Source organism: Streptacidiphilus sp. PB12-B1b (genome assembly GCF_014084125.1).
In the GTDB taxonomy this organism is placed as follows: Bacteria; Actinomycetota; Actinomycetes; order Streptomycetales; family Streptomycetaceae; genus Streptacidiphilus.
This window is the reverse complement of record NZ_CP048405.1, coordinates 3,714,977-3,731,289: the sequence shown is the minus strand read 5'-3', so window position 1 is coordinate 3,731,289 and position 16,313 is coordinate 3,714,977. Positions and strand designations below refer to the sequence as shown.

Here is a 16,313-nt window from a genome sequence, read left to right as displayed (position 1 = left end):
CCCCCACGCTACCGGCAGGCCGTCACTCCTCGTCGAGCAGGCCGCTGCGGAGCTTGGCCAGGGTGCGGTTCAGCAGCCGCGAGACGTGCATCTGGGAGATGCCCAGCTCGGCCCCGATCTCGGTCTGGGTCATCTCCGCGCCGAAGCGCATCGACAGGATCCGGCGCTCCCGGTCCGGGAGTTGGGCGATCATCGGCTTCAGGCAGAGGAGGTTCTCGATCCCCTCGATGCCCGGGTCCGGCTTGCCCAGACGGGAGAGGAACCCGGACTCCTCGTCCTGCGCCTCGGAACTCAGCGCCTTGGCGTCCAGCGAGCTGGGCGTGTAGCCGTTGGCGGCGACCATGCCCTCGCGGACCTCGTCCAGCGGGAGGTCCAGGTGCTCGGCGAGCTCGCCGGCCGTGGGCGGGCGCCCGATCAGCTGCTCCATGCTGTCGCTGGCCCGGGCCAGCACCAGGCGCAGCTCCTGCAGTCGGCGCGGCACGTGCACGGCCCAGCTGGTGTCCCGGAAGAAGCGCTTGATCTCGCCGGTGATGGTGGGCAGCGCGAAGGTGGTGAACTCGATCTCGCGCTCCGGGTCGAACCGGTCGATGGCCTTGATCAGGCCGATCGTGCCGACCTGGACCATGTCCTCCATCGGCTCGCTGCGGGAGCGGAAGCGCCCGGCGGCGAACTTCACCAGCGCCATGTTCAGCTCGATCAGGGTGTTGCGCACGTACTGGTACTCGTGCGTGCCCTCCTCCAGCGCCGCCATCCGCGCGAACAGCACCTTGGACATGGCCCGTGCGTCGCCGGGCGACGCCTTGGCCGGGGCGGAGAGGTCCAGGCCGGGGAAGTAGTCGACGTGCTCCCCGACGGCGGGGGCGGCCGGGGCCGCCGGTTCCCCGACCTCGGCCCGGAAGGTCTGGGCACTCACTCGCTCGGCCGTCGCACCCGTGTGCATGGTACCTCCGGATTGGTCTCGGACTGCCGTGTGCGGGCCCGGCCGTCATGACGCGGCCGGCACCCCGTTCCGGCCGTATCCCCCGGTTCCGCTGTCCCATGCAGCCGATCTGCGCAGCACGGCCGAAAATCCTTTCGACAGGGCTGTGGGGTCCACCCGTTCGGGTGGACCCCACAACCCTGTGCGCGCGCTCCCCCGTCCCGCGGCCGGGCTAGGCGGCGCCGTGGTGCCACTCCGCGGTGGCGATCGGGTCGCCGCGCAGGTGCCCGGACCAGACCTGGATCTCGATGGACTTCGGGGCCGGCTCCTGGGCGGCGTAGCCCGGGGCGATCAGCCCCAGCACCCGCTCGGCGACATGCTGGGCCGGCTCGTCCGAGATGTAGGGGTTGGGCAACATGTCGGAGGTCGAGGGGTCCTTCCGGCCCCGGGAGTCGGTCACCACCATGCGCCATACGTACTTCTCGGACATGCTTCGCTCCTGTCTGTGTGGATCCCATGCTTCAGCGGATGCGGGCTCTGCGCGACTCGCGCGCGGCGAACGGAGGGGCTGGCAGGGAACGGACCCCGAGCGCCGCCGGTCACGGCTGCGCGGCGGGCCCGGCGGCCGGTGCGTCCGGCGCGCCCGGCGCCGGGGCCTGCGTCTGGGCCTGGGCCTGGGCCGGCACCGGCGGCGCGGCGGGAGGCGCGGCCAGGACCGGCCCGTCGCCGGGGGCGATGGCGGCGCTCAGCACCGCGCTGTTGGGCAGCAGCACCGTGCCGTCCGGGGTGCGCAGCTGGACGAAGAGCAGCGTCATGTCCGTGACCCGCCCCTGGACGGCGCCGCCGAGCGCACCGGCCCGGATGGTGACGTCCTCGGCGATGTGGAACGGCCGGGCGGTGAGCAGGACCAGCCCGGCGAAGATGTTGCCCAGCACCGGCTGGGCGGCGATGCCGACGATGACGCCGGTCAGCGCGCCGCCCAGGATGAGCTTGCTCCAGGGCACGTGAAGCAGGCTCAGCGAGCCCAGCACCACCATGGCGTAGCCGGTCAGCAGGCACAGCATCCGCAGGGTGGTGACGCGGGTGTCGCCGAAGCGGTCGGGGACGAGCGAGACCAGGTCCTCGGTGGCCCCCCGGACCGCGATCAGCGCGAAGACCAGGAAGACCACCGCGCTGCCGCCGGCCACCACCCGGTCGGCCAGCGGATGGTGCGGTCCGGGCTCGCCGAGCAGCCCCCCGTAGTGGGTCGAGACGCCGAGGCCGAGCAGTGCCAGAAAGGTGGTCAGCACGGCCTTGCGGACCCGGATACCGCTCGGCCGCACCCGGCGGGCCACGTCACGGCCGGGGAACCTTCGGACGGAGAACTTCTTCTGTGTGGTATCCATTCCTCCGCGCGTACCCGGATCCCGGCAGCCGACTCGGGGCAGATCAGGTGGTCGGCGGCAGCAGGGTCGCGGTGACGGACTTGCCGCCGCCCTCGTGCGGCTCCACCACGACCTGCTGGGCGATCCGGTGCAGCAGGTGCCAGCCGAAGCCGCCGTTGCCGGACGCCAGGTCCGGCGCGCGGCCGACGGGCGCGGCCGAGCTGCTGTCGGTGACCGTCACGGTCAGCCGCCGCCGGTCGTCGGCGAGGGTGAGCGTGCACGGGCCCGGCGCGTGCCGTACCGCGTTGGTGACCAGCTCGCTCACCAGCAGCAGCGCATCGTCCAGGTCGGCCCGGGAGAGCGGCGGCCGGCACCGCTCGAAGAAGCCCTGGGCCAGCTCCCGGGCCGCGGTGATGGTGCCGCTGCGGCCGTCGAACGCGTGCACGGCATGGCGCGCGGGGAACTGCGTCTGCTGTTCCATGCGTGCTCCCCGTGTCCCTCGTCGTGAATGCCGAGCCGTGCCGGTCCCTTGCCCGGTATGTCGCCGTCGGCACGCCCGTGTGCCGCACCCCGCCGACCGGTATGAGTTCGCCGACCGGGCTTCCGCCGGAGCGGCCCCTGCGGGGATCATAGACTGGGCAGCCCGCCCCGCGGCAGCCACGGCGTCCCAACCACCGTCATCCGGAGTTCACATGCCCTGCGATCTGACCGCCACCGTCCAGCAGGCGCAGGGCACGCACGCGGTGGTGGCGGTCGGCGGGTCGATGGATTTCGACAGCGCCGGGAGCCTGCACGACGTGCTGGTCGAGCTGATCGACGAGGGCCGGCGCCATCTGGTGCTGGAGATGTCGCAGGTCGGGTTCTGCGACTCCAGCGGGCTGAACGTGCTGCTCCAGGTGTTGCGCCGGGCGCAGGCGGAGCAGGGGTCGCTGGCGCTGGTGTCGGCCACCGAGGCGGTCGGACGGGTCCTGGAGATCACCGCCGTGGACACCGTCATCGCGCAGTACCCGAGCGTGGCGGCGGCCCTGGCGGGCTCCCCCGGCTGACGGCGGCGGCGCTCCGGCCCCGGATGTCCACCGAACGGCCCAGCGTGCGCCCCGGGAGTCAGGGTAGACGAGCCGCATCCCCGCCACCTTTGGCGTGCCCGCAGCCGGTGCGGGGAGTTGTGTCCGCCCTTGCCCTGGAGACTCTGCCGATGCTTCCGACGATCATCCGTCCCGTGGACTTCACCCTGCTCGGCCCGAGCAGCTCGATCGACTTCACCGCCTGGCTCAGCTACGCCCCGAACAACCCGTTCTGTGTCCGGGCCCGCTTCCCCGGCATGCTCACCGCGGACGGCGCCGACGCCGTCTGGGAGTTCAGCCGGGACCTGCTGACGGAGGGTCTGACCCGTACCAGCGGCGAGGGGGACGTCCAGGTGAGCCCGGTCGGCAGGGACCGCACCGCCATCCGGCTGCGGACCGCGCAGGCCCGCGCCGAGCTGGTCGGCGCCACCGAGCCGCTGCGGACCTTCCTTCAGGCCAGCTACGCGCTGGTGCCGTTCGGCCGGGAGCGGCTCGACCTGGACTGGGACCGGCTGCTGGCGGCCGGGAGCGCCGCCGACCCGCAGGAGCCGCAGTGACGCCGGGCCCGGAGCGGGCCGGGGCAGCGCGGCCGGGCGGGCTGCGGACCGGGGACTGCGGAAGGGCCCGCGGCGGGGGGAGCCGGGGCCCTTCCGGGGCGGCCCCGGGGACCGACCCGGGGGGAGAGGGTCGCGCCGGACGGCCGCAGTGAGCGCCTAACCCCCTTGCCGCAGGCGAAACCTGCCGTGCTGCCGTGACCCGCCGGGCGCCGACGAGGAGTCGGGCGGGGACCAGGAGTACCGTGCCGACTGCGTTCCCGACCGCACGCCCGCTCCCCCGCAGGCGGCACCATGGATCAGGAGAGTGACACCGTGCCCACACCCCCTTCCGGACAGCAGTACGAGATCGGCTTCGGCGACCAGCGGGCCACGGTGGTCGAGGTCGGCGGGGGCATCCGCTGCTACCGGGCCGGCGACCGCGACGTCCTGCACCCGTACCCGCTGGACGCCCTGTGCGACGGCGCGCACGGCACGCCGCTCATCCCCTGGCCCAACCGGCTCGGCGACGGCCGCTACCGCTTCGACGGCGTCGACCACCAGGTGCCGCTGGACGAGCCGGAGAAGCAGAACGCCATCCACGGCTTCCTGCGCTGGCGCTCGTGGCAGCCGGTCCAGGCGGACCAGAGCCGGATCACCATGGCCACCGTGCTGCACCCGATGCCGGGCTATCCGTTCACGCTGGACGTGCGGGTGGAGTACCGGCTGGACGAGGACGGCCTGACCGTGACCACCACCGCCCGCAACGAGGGCGACCGGCCCGCGCCGTACGGCAGCGGCCAGCACCCGTACCTCTCGCCGGGCAGCGGCACCGTCGACGCCTGCACGCTCACCCTGGCCGCCGCCACCCGGATCACCACCGACCCCGAACGCCAGCTGCCCACCGGCACGGAGGCGGTCGCGGGCACCCCCTTCGACTTCCGCCACGGACGCCCGCTGCGGGGCCTGGAGATCGACTACGCCTTCACCGACCTGGAGCGCGACCCGGACGGCCGGGCCTGGGTCCGGCTCACCGGGGCCGACGGCCGGACGGCGGAGCTGTGGGTGGACGAGGGCTACCCGCTGGTCGAGATCTACACCGCCGACACCCTGGCCCCGGAGCGCCGCCGGCACGGCCTGGGCACCGAGCCGATGACCTGCCCGCCGGACGCCTTCCGCAGCGGCGAGGGCGTCGTCCGGCTGGAGCCGGGCGGCTCCACCGTCACCCGTTGGGGCGCCCGGCTGGCCCCCTGACCGCCCCGATCGGCCGCGTTGCCGGGGATGTGAGCCGACGTTAGCCTGCGAGGGAACCGGGCAGGGGCTGGTGGGGCGGGAGGCCGCCCCACCCACGCAGTGCCGGCGCAGGCGGCGGACAACCGCCACGCGTCGGCCCCCACCCGCGATTTCGGAGGCCGGCCGATGACCAGACCCGCGAATTCTGGACCACCTGCGGAGCAGCCTCCGCCGTCGTCGGGCGGCTCCGGTTCGTCGGGCGGCTCCGGCGGCGTGCTCAGCCTGATCCCGGCCCGGCTGGACCGGCTGGGCTGGTCCGGCTTCCACACCCGGCTGGTGATCGCCCTGGGCGTGGCCTGGGTGCTGGACGGCCTGGAGATCACCATCGCCTCCAACGTCACCAGCATCCTGACCCAGAAGGACACGCTGAACCTGTCCTCGGCGTCGGTCAGCTTCTCCGTCGGCACGGTCTACCTGCTGGGCGAGGTGGCCGGGGCGCTGTTCTTCGGGTGGCTGTCGGACAAGTGGGGCCGACGCAACCTCTTCATGATCACCCTGGGCGTCTACCTGGCCGGCGGCGCGCTCACCGCGTGCACCGCGGGCCACTCCCACGGCTGGGTGCTGTGGCTGGACGCCACCCGCTTCATCGCGGGCATGGGCATCGGCGGCGAGTACGCGGCCATCAACTCGGCCATCGACGAGCTGATCCCGGCCCGCTACCGGGGCCGGGTGGACATCGCCATCAACGGCACCTACTGGGGCGGCGCGCTGCTGGCCACCGTGTTCACCCTGGCCGTGGTGAACAACCTGCCCGCGAGCTACGCCTGGCGGGTGGCCTTCCTGCTCGGCCCGGTACTGGGCTTCGTGATCATCTTCGTCCGGAAGAACCTGCCGGAGAGCCCGCGCTGGCTGATCATGCACGGCCGGGTGGACGAGGCCGAGGCGGCGGTGGCGCAGATCGAGCGCAGCGTGGACGACAGCGGCGGCACGCTCGATCCGGTGGACGAGTCCAAGGCCGTCAAGGTGGTCGCGGCGGACAACATCGGCTTCGTCACGCTGGCCCGGACCCTGTTCTCGCGCTATCCCGGGCGCTCGGTGCTGAGCGCCTCACTGATGATCACGCAGTCGTTCCTGTACAACGCCATCTTCTTCACCTACACCCTGGTGCTCACCAGGATCTACGGCGTGCCCAGCGGCGACACCGCCTACTACTTCATCTTCTTCGCCCTGGGGAACCTGATCGGCCCGCTGACCATCGGCCGGCTGTTCGACACCGTCGGCCGCCGGAAGATGATCTCCGGCACCTACTTCCTCTCCGGCTTCCTGCTGGCCGTCAGCGCCTTCCTGTTCAAGGCCGGGCTGCTGAACGCGGTCACCCAGACGGCCGCCTGGTGCGTCATCTTCTTCTTCGCCTCGGCCGGGGCCAGCGCCGCCTACCTGACGGTCAGCGAGGTCTTCCCGGTGGAGGTGCGGGCCAAGGCCATCGCCGTGTTCTTCGTCATCGCCCAGTCCTTCGGGGCCTTCGGTCCCTGGCTCTACGGCCAGCTGATCGGCACCGGGCAGGACCACTTCAAGCTGTTCCTGGGCTACCTGATCGGCGCCGGAGTGATGATCATCGGGGCGGTGGTCGAGGTGTTCCTCGGGGTGGACGCCGAGGGCCGCTCGCTGGAGGAGATCTCCGGGCCGTCGTCCGCCGAGGCGGCGCCCGCGGCGAGCCCCGGCTGACGAGCGGCCCGGCCCCGGGCGCCCTGCTGCACCGCGGTGGGCTGCACCGCGGTGGGCTACACCGCGGTGGCGACCTGCCAGACCACGACCAGCCTGGGCCGTTCCAGGACCAGCCAGTAGAAGGTCGTGCCCGGCAGCAGTTCCGCGTAGCGCCCGGGGCCGTCGGCTGTGCCGGCGGCCATCGCCGACTCGTCCGACAGCATCTCCAGCGCCGCCTGGATCAGCGGCTGGCGCTCCGGCCCGTAGGCCCCCAGCTCCTTCGAGACCTCGACCGTCGTGGTCACCCTGAAACCGCTCATCTGCTGCTCCTCGCGTGGTTCGATCACCGGACAGCCCACCCCTGCCCACGGACGGCGGTTTCAGCCGTGACCCTCGAGGCCCGCCTCCGGCTCCGCGCCCGCCGCGGCGGCGGCAGCGGGCGGCTCGGCCCGCTCGGGCGGCGCGGCCGGCACCGCCTGCGGCGCTTCGACGGCGTCGACCACGAAGAAGCTCTCCACCCGCTGCTCGGGGCGGCGCTCCTCCTGGTGCACCAGCGCGTCCAGGACCCGGCGGTCGGCCTGGGTCAGCGGCGGCTGCAGCAGCGTCCGCGGCCACAGCCGCCGGGTGCGCACCACGTTGATCTCGGCCGCGCACATGGTGATCTGCGCCCCCAGGTAGAGCCAGGACAGCAGGCCGAGGACGGTCCCGAAGAAGCCGTAGACCTGGGTCGAGTGCCGCAGCTCATGGGCGATCAGATAGCCGCCGCCGGTCTGCAGCGCGGTCCAGGCCGGGCCCGCCAGCAGGCAGCCCGGCAGCAGCTGCCGCAGCGGGATCTCCTCCGGAGTCAGGATGCGGAAGCTGACCAGGTAGAGCCCGGTGTTGACGGCCGCCGACCCGAGCAGCCCGGCCGCGTAGGCCAGCGGCCCGCGGGCCACGAAGCCGGCCAGCCCGGCGGTGGCCGCGCTGAGCAGCAGGCCCGCCGCCAGCGCGACCAGCAGCAGCAGGCCGCGCCCCAGCCGGTCCAGGTAGCCGGGCCGGTCCACCTCGGGGATGTTCCACACCTGGGCCATGGCGAACTGCAGCGCCTGGGTGACCCCGAGCGAGCCGTAGAGCAGGCCGAGCCCGCCCGCGACCACCGCCGCGCCGGTGCCGTGCAGCGAGTGGACGTTGGCGGTGAGCTGGTTGCCGATGATCGGGAAGTCGGCCAGGGCGGAGTCCAGCACCGCGCGCTGGGCGGCGGTGTTGCCGCGCAGCACGAAGCCGAGCGTGGTGGTGAGCAGCAGGAGCAGCGGGAAGACCGCGGTGAAGCCGTAGTAGGTGATCAGCGCGGACAGCTGGCCGGTGCGGTCGTCGCCCAGCTTGCGGACCACGGCGACGACGAAGGCGGGCCCCCGGTGGGCCTGCTGCAGGCGGTCGAGCCTGTGCAGGGACTTCGACAGCGGGTTCATACGGCGTGCTCCTGGTCGCGGCTGGGTCGAACGGCGGGCGGCCCGGCGCACCGGACCGCCCGCTGGGCGCCTGCCCCGCCGGGGCAGGCGGATGGATACGGGCCGCGCACGCGGCCGGGGGTCGATCAGGGCAGCGGGTCCGGCGCCAGCTGGACGCCGATGACGCAGGTGTCGTCGTCGGTGTCGGCGCTGCTGTGGGTGAGCAGGTAGTCCAGCCGGTCGTCCAGGGTGCTGGCGCTCCGCTGCGCGGCCGCCACCAGCAGGTCCAGGGAGCTCTGCACAGAGCGGTCCCGCTGCTCGATCAGGCCGTCGGTGTAGATGAGCAGGGTGTCATCCGGCTCCAGCTGCACCTCGCCCTCCTGGTACCGGGCCTCGCCGACGGCGCCCAGCAGGATGCCCTTGACCATGGGCAGGGCCTGCGCCTGGCCCTGGCGCACCAGCACCGGGGGCAGGTGGCCGGCCCTGGCCCAGCGCAGGACACGGGTGGCGGGGTCGTACAGGGCGACCACGGCGGTGGCGGTGACGTTGTCGGTGAGGAAGTGGGCGACGGTGTTCAGCCAGCCCAGCAGCGGCCCGGGCCCGGCGCCGGTGGCGGCGAGCCCGCGCAGGGCGTTGCGCAGCACCACCATGGAGGTGGCGGCCTCGATGCCGTGCCCGGCGATGTCCCCGACCGAGAGCATCACCTGTTTGGACGGCAACGTGACGATGTCGTACCAGTCCCCGCCGACCATGTGGTCCTTCTCGGCCGGCCGGTAGCGGACCGCGACGTGCAGGCCGAGGGTGTGGATCGGCCCGGTGGTGGGCGGCATGATGGCGTGCTGGAGCTGGAGGGTGAGCCGGTTCTGCTCGGCGGCCTGCCGCTCGCTGTGGGCGAGCTGGTCGCGGGTGGCGGCCAGGGCGACCTCGGTCCAGTGCTGGGAGGAGACGTCCTGGTAGGCGCCGCGTACGGCGGTCAGCTCGTCGTCCTCGCCGAGGACGGGCTCGGCGACCACCCGGATGTAGCGGGCGGAGCCGTCCGGGCGCTGCATCCGGAACGCGGTGGAGGCGGGCCGCCGGTGGTGCAGCAGGGTCCGCAGGAAGCGGCCGATGGTGGCGGCGTCGTCCGGGTGGGTGTGCTGCGGGAGCTGGGTGACCGGGATCGGCGGATCGGTGGGGAGCAGCCCGCACAGGTCGAACAGCTGGCTGTTCCAGATGATCTCCCCGCTGCGCAGGTTCTCCTCGAAGCCGCCGATGCGGCCCAGCCGCTGGGCGTGCTGCAGCAGGTCGGCCAGGCGGGTGGCCTCGTCGTCGGCGCGCCAGGTGAGCAGCACCTCGTCGCCGTGCCGGGTGATGCTGACCCGGGCGTAGGTGGTCAGCGGGACCTGGTCGACCAGGGTGGTGGTGGCCATCCGCCGGGCCCGGAACGGCTCGCCGGTCGCGTAGACGTGCTCGAGCTTCTCGAAGACCCCGCCGCTCTGCACGGTCATCGGGTACGCCTCCAGCAGCGAGGAGCCGCTGAGGCTGGACCGCTGGCGCCCGGCCAGGTCGGCGACGTGGCTGTTGAGGTGGTGGATGCGGAAGTCGCTCAGGGTGCCGTCGGCGTCCAGCACCGGCCGCAGCACCATGGCCGGATCCCACAGCCCCTCCACCAGCTCCGCCAGCGGCGACAGCGGCGCGGCGGCGGTCGGCTGGTGGCCGTCCAGGGTGTGCGCGCACAGCTCGGCCAGGGCCTCGACCTGCCGCTCGATCTGCGGGCTCTGCGGGGTCAGCGGGCCGGGCCAGCTGATCTCCAGCACGCCCAGCAGCCGCCCGCCGGTGCCGGCCGGGACGGCGACCCGGCCAGCCTCCTGGGTGGCCCTGCCGCCGATGGACGGCAGCCGGGTCTCGGCCAGGGTGCGGGCCCACAGGGTCCGGCGGTCGTTCAGGGCGCGCCGGGCGAAGGTGGCCACGCTCGGCGGAACGTAGTGCCAGCGGCCCGCCTCGGCCTCGGGGAAGCCGGCGCTGCCGGCCAGCCGCAGCGATCCGTCGGGGGCGGCGGCCCAGACCGCCACGGCGGTGGCGTCCAGCGGGGCCAGGGCGTACTGCAGCAGTGACTCGGCGACCGCCTGGGTGTCCTGCGCGGCCAGGACACCGCTCTCCGCGGTGCGCAGCCGGGTGGCCTCGGGGGCCGGGGCGCGGCTGCCGGGGGCGGCCGGCAGGGTGTCGGCGATCTCGCTGAGCTCGTCCTGGGCGGTCTGGTTGACGATGTCGGCGGCCAGTTCCAGCAGCGAGACCCCGGCGCTGTCGGCCAGGGCGTCCAGCTGCCGCCCGGCCGCGTGCGGCCCGCAGTGCAGCCGTTCCACCAGCACGCCCCGGGCCATGTCGATCAGCGCCCGGCCGCCCGCCGCGGCCTGCGCCTCGTCCACCTGCCGCCGCAGCCGGGCGACGGTGGCCGCCAGGCGGTCGAGCCCGTCCTCGGACGCGGGCGGGGCGGCGGCGGTGTCGGTCGGCTCACCGGGGCGGGCGGGCATGTGAAGCTGGCTCCTTGAAGGGTGCTGCGGTACGGGGTGGTTCGCTGGTCCCGTGGCTGCGCCGCGGTGACGCCCAGGCTAGACCTGGAGCCACCGCTGCATGCAGGCGATCAGGGTGTTGGCGTCCACCGGTTTGGTCACGTAGTCGCTGGCGCCGGAGGCCAGGCTCTTCTCCCGGTCACCGTGCATGGCCTTGGCGGTGACGGCGATGATCGGCAGCTCCGCGTGCTCCGGCAGCGCGCGGATGGCGGTGGTGGCGGCGTAGCCGTCCATCTCCGGCATCATCACGTCCATCAGTATCAGTTCGACGTCGGGGTGGCGGGAGAGCGCGTCCATGCCCGCGCGCCCGTTCTCGGCGTGCAGGACCCGCATGCCGTGCAGTTCCAGGATGCCGCTGAGGGCGAAGACGTTGCGCGGGTCGTCGTCCACGACCAGCACCTTGCGTCCGGCCAGGGTGCCGTCGACCTCGTTCAGCACCGGCCTGCTGCCGGTCTGCGGGCGGACCAGCGGGACGACGTCGCCGGGCTGCTCCACGCTCAGGTGCAGCGCGATGCGCTCGCGCAGCTCGTCCAGGCTGGGCAGCAGCTCCAGCGGCTGGGCCTCGGCCCGGGCCTGCAGCGCCTGCTCGTGCGCGGACTCCAGCCGACGGCTGTTGTGGGCCAGGACCGGTACGCCGCGCAGGGCGGCGTCGCCGTCCATGGCGGCCAGGAAGTCGAAGGCCGCGCCCTGCGGCATGTCGAGTTCCAGGACCACGCAGTGGCAGGGCTCGGCGGCCAGCGCGGCGGCGGCCTCGGCCGCGCCCACCACCGAGACCACCTCGACCCGCTCCTGCGCGCCGGTGGCGTCGCGTCCGGCGCCCAGATCGGCCACGGCGCTCTCGGCGACCAGGGAGAGCAGCCCGCGCGGGCGCTCCTCGATGACCAGCAGCCGCCGCTGCTGGGCCGGGACGACGACGGCGGCCGGGCCGGGGGCGGGCACGTCCGGGTCGCCCTGGGCGGCCGGGCCGGTCTCCGCCGGCGCCTCGAAGTCCGGCCTGGCCAGCGGGAGGTAGAGGGTGAAGACGCTGCCCTCGCCGGGGGTGCTCTGGGCGGTGATGGAGCCGCCGAGCAGCTGGGCGATCTCCCGGCTGATGGACAGCCCGAGGCCGGTGCCGCCGTACTTGCGGCTGGTGGTGCCGTCGGCCTGCTGGAAGGCGCCGAAGATGGTCTCCAGCTGCTGTTCGGCGATGCCGATGCCGGTGTCGCTGACCCGGAAGGACAGCGCCGGGCCGTTGTTCCGCACCCGCTCCGGGAGCCGTTCCGGGGCAGCCGGCTCGATGTGCAACTCGACCGTCCCGCTCTCGGTGAACTTCACCGCGTTGGAGAGCAGGTTGCGCAGCACCTGGCGCAGCCGGGACTCGTCGGTGAGCAGTTCAGCGGCCGTCCCGGGCGCGGTGGTGACCCGGAAGTCCAGACTCTTCTGGCTGGTCAGCGGGCGGAAGGTGGCCTCGACGTAGTCCAGCAGCTGGCGCAGCGGGACGCGTTCGGGGGTGACGTCCATCTTCCCGGCCTCGACCTTGGACAGGTCCAGGATGTCGTTGATCAGCTGCAGCAGGTCCGATCCGGCCGAGTGGATCACCCCGGCGTACTCCACCTGCTTGGGCGTCAGGTTGCGGGTCGGGTTCTGCGCCAGCAGCTGGGCCAGGATGAGCAGGCTGTTCAGCGGGGTGCGCAGCTCGTGGCTCATGTTGGCCAGGAACTCCGACTTGTAGGTGGACGCCAGCGACAACTGCTGGGCGCGGGCCTCGAGTTCCTGCCGGGCCTGCTCGATCTCCAGGTTCTTGGCCTCGATGTCGCGGTTCTGCGTGGCCAGCAGGGCTGCCTTCTCCTCGAGTTCGGCGTTGGAGCGCTGCAACTCCTCCTGCTGGGTCTGGAGTTCCTCGGAGCGGGCCTGGAGTTCCTGGGCGAGCCGCTGGGACTCGCCGAGCAGTTCGTCGGTGCGGGCGTTGGCGACGATGGTGTTGACGTTGACGCCGACGGTCTCCATCAGCTGTTCCAGGAAGTCCCGGTGGACCGGGGTGAACCGGTTGACCGAGGCCAGTTCGATCACGCCGAGGACCTGCTCCTCGACCACGATCGGCAGCAGGATCAGGCTGGTGGGCGCGGTGCGACCGAGCCCGGAGCCGATGGTGACGTAGTCCGCCGGGACGTCCTCGACGGCGATGGTGCGGCGGCTGCGGGCGGCCTGGCCGACCAGCGATTGGCCGGGCAGGAAGTGGACCGGGCGGTCGTCGCCGGGGCCGGCCGGGTGGCCGTAGGAGCCGACCAGGCGCAGTTCGCTGGTCCGGGCGGCCTCGTCCACCTCGGCCAGGTAGAAGGCGCCGTACTGGGCGGAGACCAGCGGGGCCAGCTCGTCCATGACGAGTTCGGCGACCAGCGAGAGGTCACGCCGCCCCTGCATCAGGCCGGAGATCCGGGCCAGGTTGGACTTGAGCCAGTCCTGGTCGTGGTTGGCCCGGGTGGTCTCGCGCAGCGAGCCCACCATGGAGTTGATGTTGTCCTTGAGGTCGGCGACCTCGCCGGAGGCGTCGACGGTGATCGAGCGGGTCAGGTCGCCCTCGGCGACGGCGCTGGTGACCTCGGCGATGGCGCGGACCTGCCGGGTGAGGTTCCCGGCCAGCTCGTTGACGTTCTCGGTCAGCCGCTTCCAGGTGCCGGAGACGCCCTCGACCTCGGCCTGCCCACCCAGGCGCCCCTCGCTGCCGACCTCGCGGGCCACGCGGGTGACCTCGGCGGCGAAGGAGGACAGCTGGTCCACCATGGTGTTGATGGTGGTCTTCAGCTCCAGGATCTCGCCCCGGGCGTCCACGTCGATCTTGCGGGTCAGGTCGCCGCGGGCGACGGCGGTGGTGACCTGGGCGATGTTCCGGACCTGGTTGGTCAGGTTGTTGGCCATGGAGTTGACGTTGTCGGTGAGGTCCTTCCAGGTCCCGGCCACGTTGGGCACCCGGGCCTGGCCGCCGAGCATGCCCTCGGTGCCGACCTCGCGCGCCACCCGGGTGACCTCGTCGGCGAAGGCCGACAGGGTGTCGACCATGGTGTTGATCACCCCGGCCAGCGCGGCGACCTCGCCCTTGGCCTCGACGGTGATCTTCTGCGACAGGTCGCCGCGGGCGACGGCGGTGGCGACCTGGGCGATGGAGCGCACCTGGCCGGTCAGGTTGGACGCCATCACGTTGACGTTGTCGGTCAGGTCCTTCCAGGTCCCGGACACCCCGCGCACGGTGGCCTGGCCGCCGAGGTTGCCCTCGGTGCCGACCTCGCGCGCCACCCGGGTGACCTCGTCCGCGAACGCGGACAGCTGGTCGACCATGGTGTTGATGGTCTCCTTCAGCTCCAGGATCTCGCCACGCGCGTCCACCCGGATCTTCTGCGACAGGTCGCCCTTGGCCACCGCCGTGGTCACCTGGGCGATGGAGCGCACCTGGGCGGTCAGGTTGTCGCCCATGACGTTGACCGACTCGGTGAGGTCCTTCCAGGTGCCGGAGACCCCCTCGACCTCGGCCTGACCGCCCAGCCGCCCCTCGCTGCCCACCTCGCGGGCCACCCGGGTGACCTCGGCGGCGAAGGAGGACAGCTGGTCCACCATGGTGTTGATGGTGGTCTTCAGCTCCAGGATCTCGCCCCGGGCGTCCACGGTGATCTTCTGCGACAGGTCGCCCCTGGCCACTGCCGTGGCCACCTGGGCGATGGAGCGCACCTGAGCGGTGAGGTTTCCGGCCATGAAGTTGACCGAGTCGGTCAGGTCACGCCAGGTGCCGCCGACGCCGGGCACCTGGGCCTGACCGCCCAGCGCCCCCTCGGTGCCGACCTCGCGGGCGACCCGGGTGACCTCGTCGGCGAACGAGGACAGCTGGTCGACCATGGTGTTGATGGTGTTCTTGAGCTCGAGGATCTCGCCCCGGGCGTCCACGGTGATCTTCTGCGACAGGTCGCCCTTGGCCACCGCCGTGGTCACCTGGGCGATGTTGCGGACCTGGTCGGTGAGGTTTCCGGCCATGAAGTTGACCGAGTCGGTCAGGTCACGCCACACACCGCCGACACCGGGCACCTCGGCCTGGCCGCCGAGTCGGCCCTCGCTGCCGACCTCGCGCGCCACCCGGGTCACCTCCGCCCCGAACGAGGACAGCTGGTCGACCATGGTGTTGACGGTGTTCTTCAGCTCCAGGATCTCGCCCCGGGCGTCCACGTCGATCTTCTGCGACAGGTCGCCCTTGGCCACCGCGGTGGCCACCTGGGCGATGTCGCGGACCTGGGTGGTGAGGTTTCCGGCCATGGCGTTGACCGAGTCGGTCAGGTCGGCCCAGGTGCCGGAGACGCCGGGCACCTCGGCCTGGCCGCCGAGCCGGCCCTCGCTGCCGACCTCGCGCGCCACCCGGGTGACCTCGGAGGTGAACAGCGACAGCTGGTCCACCATGCCGTTGAAGACCGTGGCGATCTCGCCCAGCAACCCCTCGCCGTCGCCCGGCAGCCGGGTGCCGAAGTCGCCGTCGCGCACGGCGGTCAGCCCGGCCAGCAGCTGGCGCAGTTCCGGCTCGCCCACGCCGGCCCCGGCGCCCGGGGTCGCGCTCCGTACGGCTCCGCGCGCGCCCCCGGCATTCCTGTCGCCCATGCCCACCCTTGCAGCCCACCCTCGCCGTACGTGCCTGCCTGAACACGGCATTCCGATCCTCAGCCGAGGATACCCGGCGGGGACGGCCCCCCGTGTCTGTCCGCACAGGCGGGCGGCGGTCGGGCCCGTCCGGTCCGAGCTGCGGCGGCTGTTCGATCGGGCCACACTGGAGCCGGGCGCTGCCGCGGTCCGTGCCGACACGGACCGTTACGGACCGTCGGGGCGGGGCAGGCGGGAGCCGATCCCACGATCTCAGGAGGACCTCATGAGCGGCGACATCCTGGACGAACTGGAGGCGGACCACGAGTCCGTGCGCCGGTTGTTCGGCTCGTTCACCGGCCACGGCTTTCACGATCCGGAGCGCAAGCGGATCATCGACGAGGCCGGGGCCTCACTGCTGCGGCAGGCCCACCTCGAGGAGGCGTACCTGTACCCGCTGGCCCGGGAGCTGCCCGAGGGCGAGGAGGACGTCCGCCAGGGCCTGGCGGAGAACGCCGAGATCGAGGCCCTGCTGGCGGAGCTGGAGAGCTACGACCAGGACACCCCGGGCTTCGAGCACCGGGTGGCCCAGCTGGTGGAGCGAGCCACCGGCCACATCAACCAGCAGGAGGCCCGGCTGTTCCCGCTGCTGCGCGCGCAGGTGCCCGCGGCGTCGCTGGAGCAGCTCGGCGCGGACGCGCGGACCGCGCGGCAGGCGCCGCCGAGGCGGCCGCGCCGGGGCACCGCCGCGCTGCCGCCGGACGACCTGCCGGAGCCCGAGCGGCCGCTCACCGAGCGGATCCGCAGCCTGCTCAGCGGCGCCGGCCCGGGACGCGACCAGTCCCACCCCGCCGGACGGATCGGCTGACCGAGGCGCGCGCCGACCGGGCCGGAAACGCCTGAGCCGCCCTCCGCCGTAGCGGGAGGGCG

General features: G+C 73.0%; 13 protein-coding genes. 5 read left to right on the top strand and 8 right to left on the bottom strand.

Features of this window, described 5'->3' with window-relative positions:
* Positions 1 to 22: 22 nt before the first annotated feature.
* From GXW83_RS16665 to GXW83_RS16650, 4 genes are all read right to left on the bottom strand, one after another.
* Positions 23 to 940: an RNA polymerase sigma factor SigF gene (locus tag GXW83_RS16665; RefSeq protein ID WP_182443848.1), complete on the bottom strand. Its 918-nt coding sequence runs from the start codon at positions 938 to 940 to the stop codon at positions 23 to 25.
* A 211-nt stretch (positions 941 to 1,151) separates the two neighbouring features.
* On the bottom strand, positions 1,152 to 1,409 hold the full coding sequence (locus tag GXW83_RS16660) for a hypothetical protein (RefSeq protein ID WP_182443847.1): 258 nt from the start codon (positions 1,407 to 1,409) through the stop codon (positions 1,152 to 1,154).
* A gap of 109 nt (positions 1,410 to 1,518) precedes the next feature.
* Complete coding sequence (locus tag GXW83_RS16655; protein ID WP_182443846.1) at positions 1,519 to 2,304, bottom strand: mechanosensitive ion channel domain-containing protein; 786 nt, start codon at positions 2,302 to 2,304, stop codon at positions 1,519 to 1,521.
* Between the two features lie 43 nt (positions 2,305 to 2,347).
* Positions 2,348 to 2,764, bottom strand: a complete 417-nt coding sequence (locus GXW83_RS16650; RefSeq protein ID WP_182443845.1) for an ATP-binding protein — start codon at positions 2,762 to 2,764, stop codon at positions 2,348 to 2,350.
* Between the two features lie 211 nt (positions 2,765 to 2,975).
* Between GXW83_RS16650 and GXW83_RS16645 the strand changes: the two genes are divergently transcribed.
* The 4 genes from GXW83_RS16645 (at position 2,976) to GXW83_RS16630 (ending at position 6,838) form a co-directional block, all read left to right on the top strand.
* Entirely contained in the window at positions 2,976 to 3,329 is a 354-nt protein-coding gene (locus tag GXW83_RS16645) for an STAS domain-containing protein (RefSeq protein ID WP_182443844.1), read from the top strand.
* Between the two features lie 149 nt (positions 3,330 to 3,478).
* Positions 3,479 to 3,904 carry an SsgA family sporulation/cell division regulator gene (locus GXW83_RS16640; RefSeq protein ID WP_182443843.1) on the top strand — a complete coding sequence of 142 codons (426 nt, stop codon included), beginning with the start codon at positions 3,479 to 3,481 and terminating at the stop codon, positions 3,902 to 3,904.
* Positions 3,905 to 4,216: 312 nt separating this feature from the next.
* Positions 4,217 to 5,134, top strand: a complete 918-nt coding sequence (locus tag GXW83_RS16635) for an aldose 1-epimerase family protein (RefSeq protein WP_225447038.1) — start codon at positions 4,217 to 4,219, stop codon at positions 5,132 to 5,134.
* A 165-nt stretch (positions 5,135 to 5,299) separates the two neighbouring features.
* A complete protein-coding gene (locus tag GXW83_RS16630) occupies positions 5,300 to 6,838 on the top strand; it encodes an MFS transporter (RefSeq protein ID WP_182443841.1) in 1,539 nt (512 codons plus the stop codon).
* 56 nt (positions 6,839 to 6,894) lie between these two features.
* Here the strand turns inward: GXW83_RS16630 and GXW83_RS16625 are convergent, their stop codons facing one another.
* The 4 genes from GXW83_RS16625 to GXW83_RS16610 form a co-directional block, all read right to left on the bottom strand.
* Entirely contained in the window at positions 6,895 to 7,137 is a 243-nt protein-coding gene (locus GXW83_RS16625; protein WP_182443840.1) for a hypothetical protein, read from the bottom strand.
* A gap of 60 nt (positions 7,138 to 7,197) precedes the next feature.
* Entirely contained in the window at positions 7,198 to 8,265 is a 1,068-nt protein-coding gene (locus GXW83_RS16620) for a YihY/virulence factor BrkB family protein (protein WP_182443839.1), read from the bottom strand.
* 125 nt (positions 8,266 to 8,390) lie between these two features.
* The gene (locus GXW83_RS16615) at positions 8,391 to 10,754 is read right to left on the bottom strand and encodes a SpoIIE family protein phosphatase (protein WP_182443838.1); all 2,364 of its coding nucleotides are present in this window, start codon (positions 10,752 to 10,754) and stop codon (positions 8,391 to 8,393) included.
* Between the two features lie 78 nt (positions 10,755 to 10,832).
* Entirely contained in the window at positions 10,833 to 15,404 is a 4,572-nt protein-coding gene (locus tag GXW83_RS16610) for a HAMP domain-containing protein (protein ID WP_182443837.1), read from the bottom strand.
* 265 nt (positions 15,405 to 15,669) lie between these two features.
* Here GXW83_RS16610 and GXW83_RS16605 point away from each other — a divergent pair, with 265 nt between their 5' ends.
* Positions 15,670 to 16,251 carry a hemerythrin domain-containing protein gene (locus GXW83_RS16605; RefSeq protein WP_182443836.1) on the top strand — a complete coding sequence of 194 codons (582 nt, stop codon included), beginning with the start codon at positions 15,670 to 15,672 and terminating at the stop codon, positions 16,249 to 16,251.
* Positions 16,252 to 16,313: the final 62 nt, after the last annotated feature.

Excerpts from the sequence above, each read along its gene's own strand:
- GXW83_RS16610 (WP_182443837.1), bottom strand. The coding sequence starts at position 15,404 with ATGGGCGACAGGAATGCCGGGGGCGCGCGCGGAGCCGTACGGAGCGCG.
- GXW83_RS16640 (WP_182443843.1), top strand. The coding sequence starts at position 3,479 with ATGCTTCCGACGATCATCCGTCCCGTGGACTTCACCCTGCTCGGCCCG.
- GXW83_RS16650 (WP_182443845.1), bottom strand. The coding sequence starts at position 2,764 with ATGGAACAGCAGACGCAGTTCCCCGCGCGCCATGCCGTGCACGCGTTC.
- GXW83_RS16655 (WP_182443846.1), bottom strand. The coding sequence starts at position 2,304 with ATGGATACCACACAGAAGAAGTTCTCCGTCCGAAGGTTCCCCGGCCGT.
- GXW83_RS16645 (WP_182443844.1), top strand. The coding sequence starts at position 2,976 with ATGCCCTGCGATCTGACCGCCACCGTCCAGCAGGCGCAGGGCACGCAC.
- GXW83_RS16615 (WP_182443838.1), bottom strand. The coding sequence starts at position 10,754 with ATGCCCGCCCGCCCCGGTGAGCCGACCGACACCGCCGCCGCCCCGCCC.
- GXW83_RS16660 (WP_182443847.1), bottom strand. The coding sequence starts at position 1,409 with ATGTCCGAGAAGTACGTATGGCGCATGGTGGTGACCGACTCCCGGGGC.
- GXW83_RS16665 (WP_182443848.1), bottom strand. The coding sequence starts at position 940 with ATGCACACGGGTGCGACGGCCGAGCGAGTGAGTGCCCAGACCTTCCGG.
- GXW83_RS16625 (WP_182443840.1), bottom strand. The coding sequence starts at position 7,137 with ATGAGCGGTTTCAGGGTGACCACGACGGTCGAGGTCTCGAAGGAGCTG.
- GXW83_RS16630 (WP_182443841.1), top strand. The coding sequence starts at position 5,300 with ATGACCAGACCCGCGAATTCTGGACCACCTGCGGAGCAGCCTCCGCCG.
- GXW83_RS16605 (WP_182443836.1), top strand. The coding sequence starts at position 15,670 with ATGAGCGGCGACATCCTGGACGAACTGGAGGCGGACCACGAGTCCGTG.
- GXW83_RS16620 (WP_182443839.1), bottom strand. The coding sequence starts at position 8,265 with ATGAACCCGCTGTCGAAGTCCCTGCACAGGCTCGACCGCCTGCAGCAG.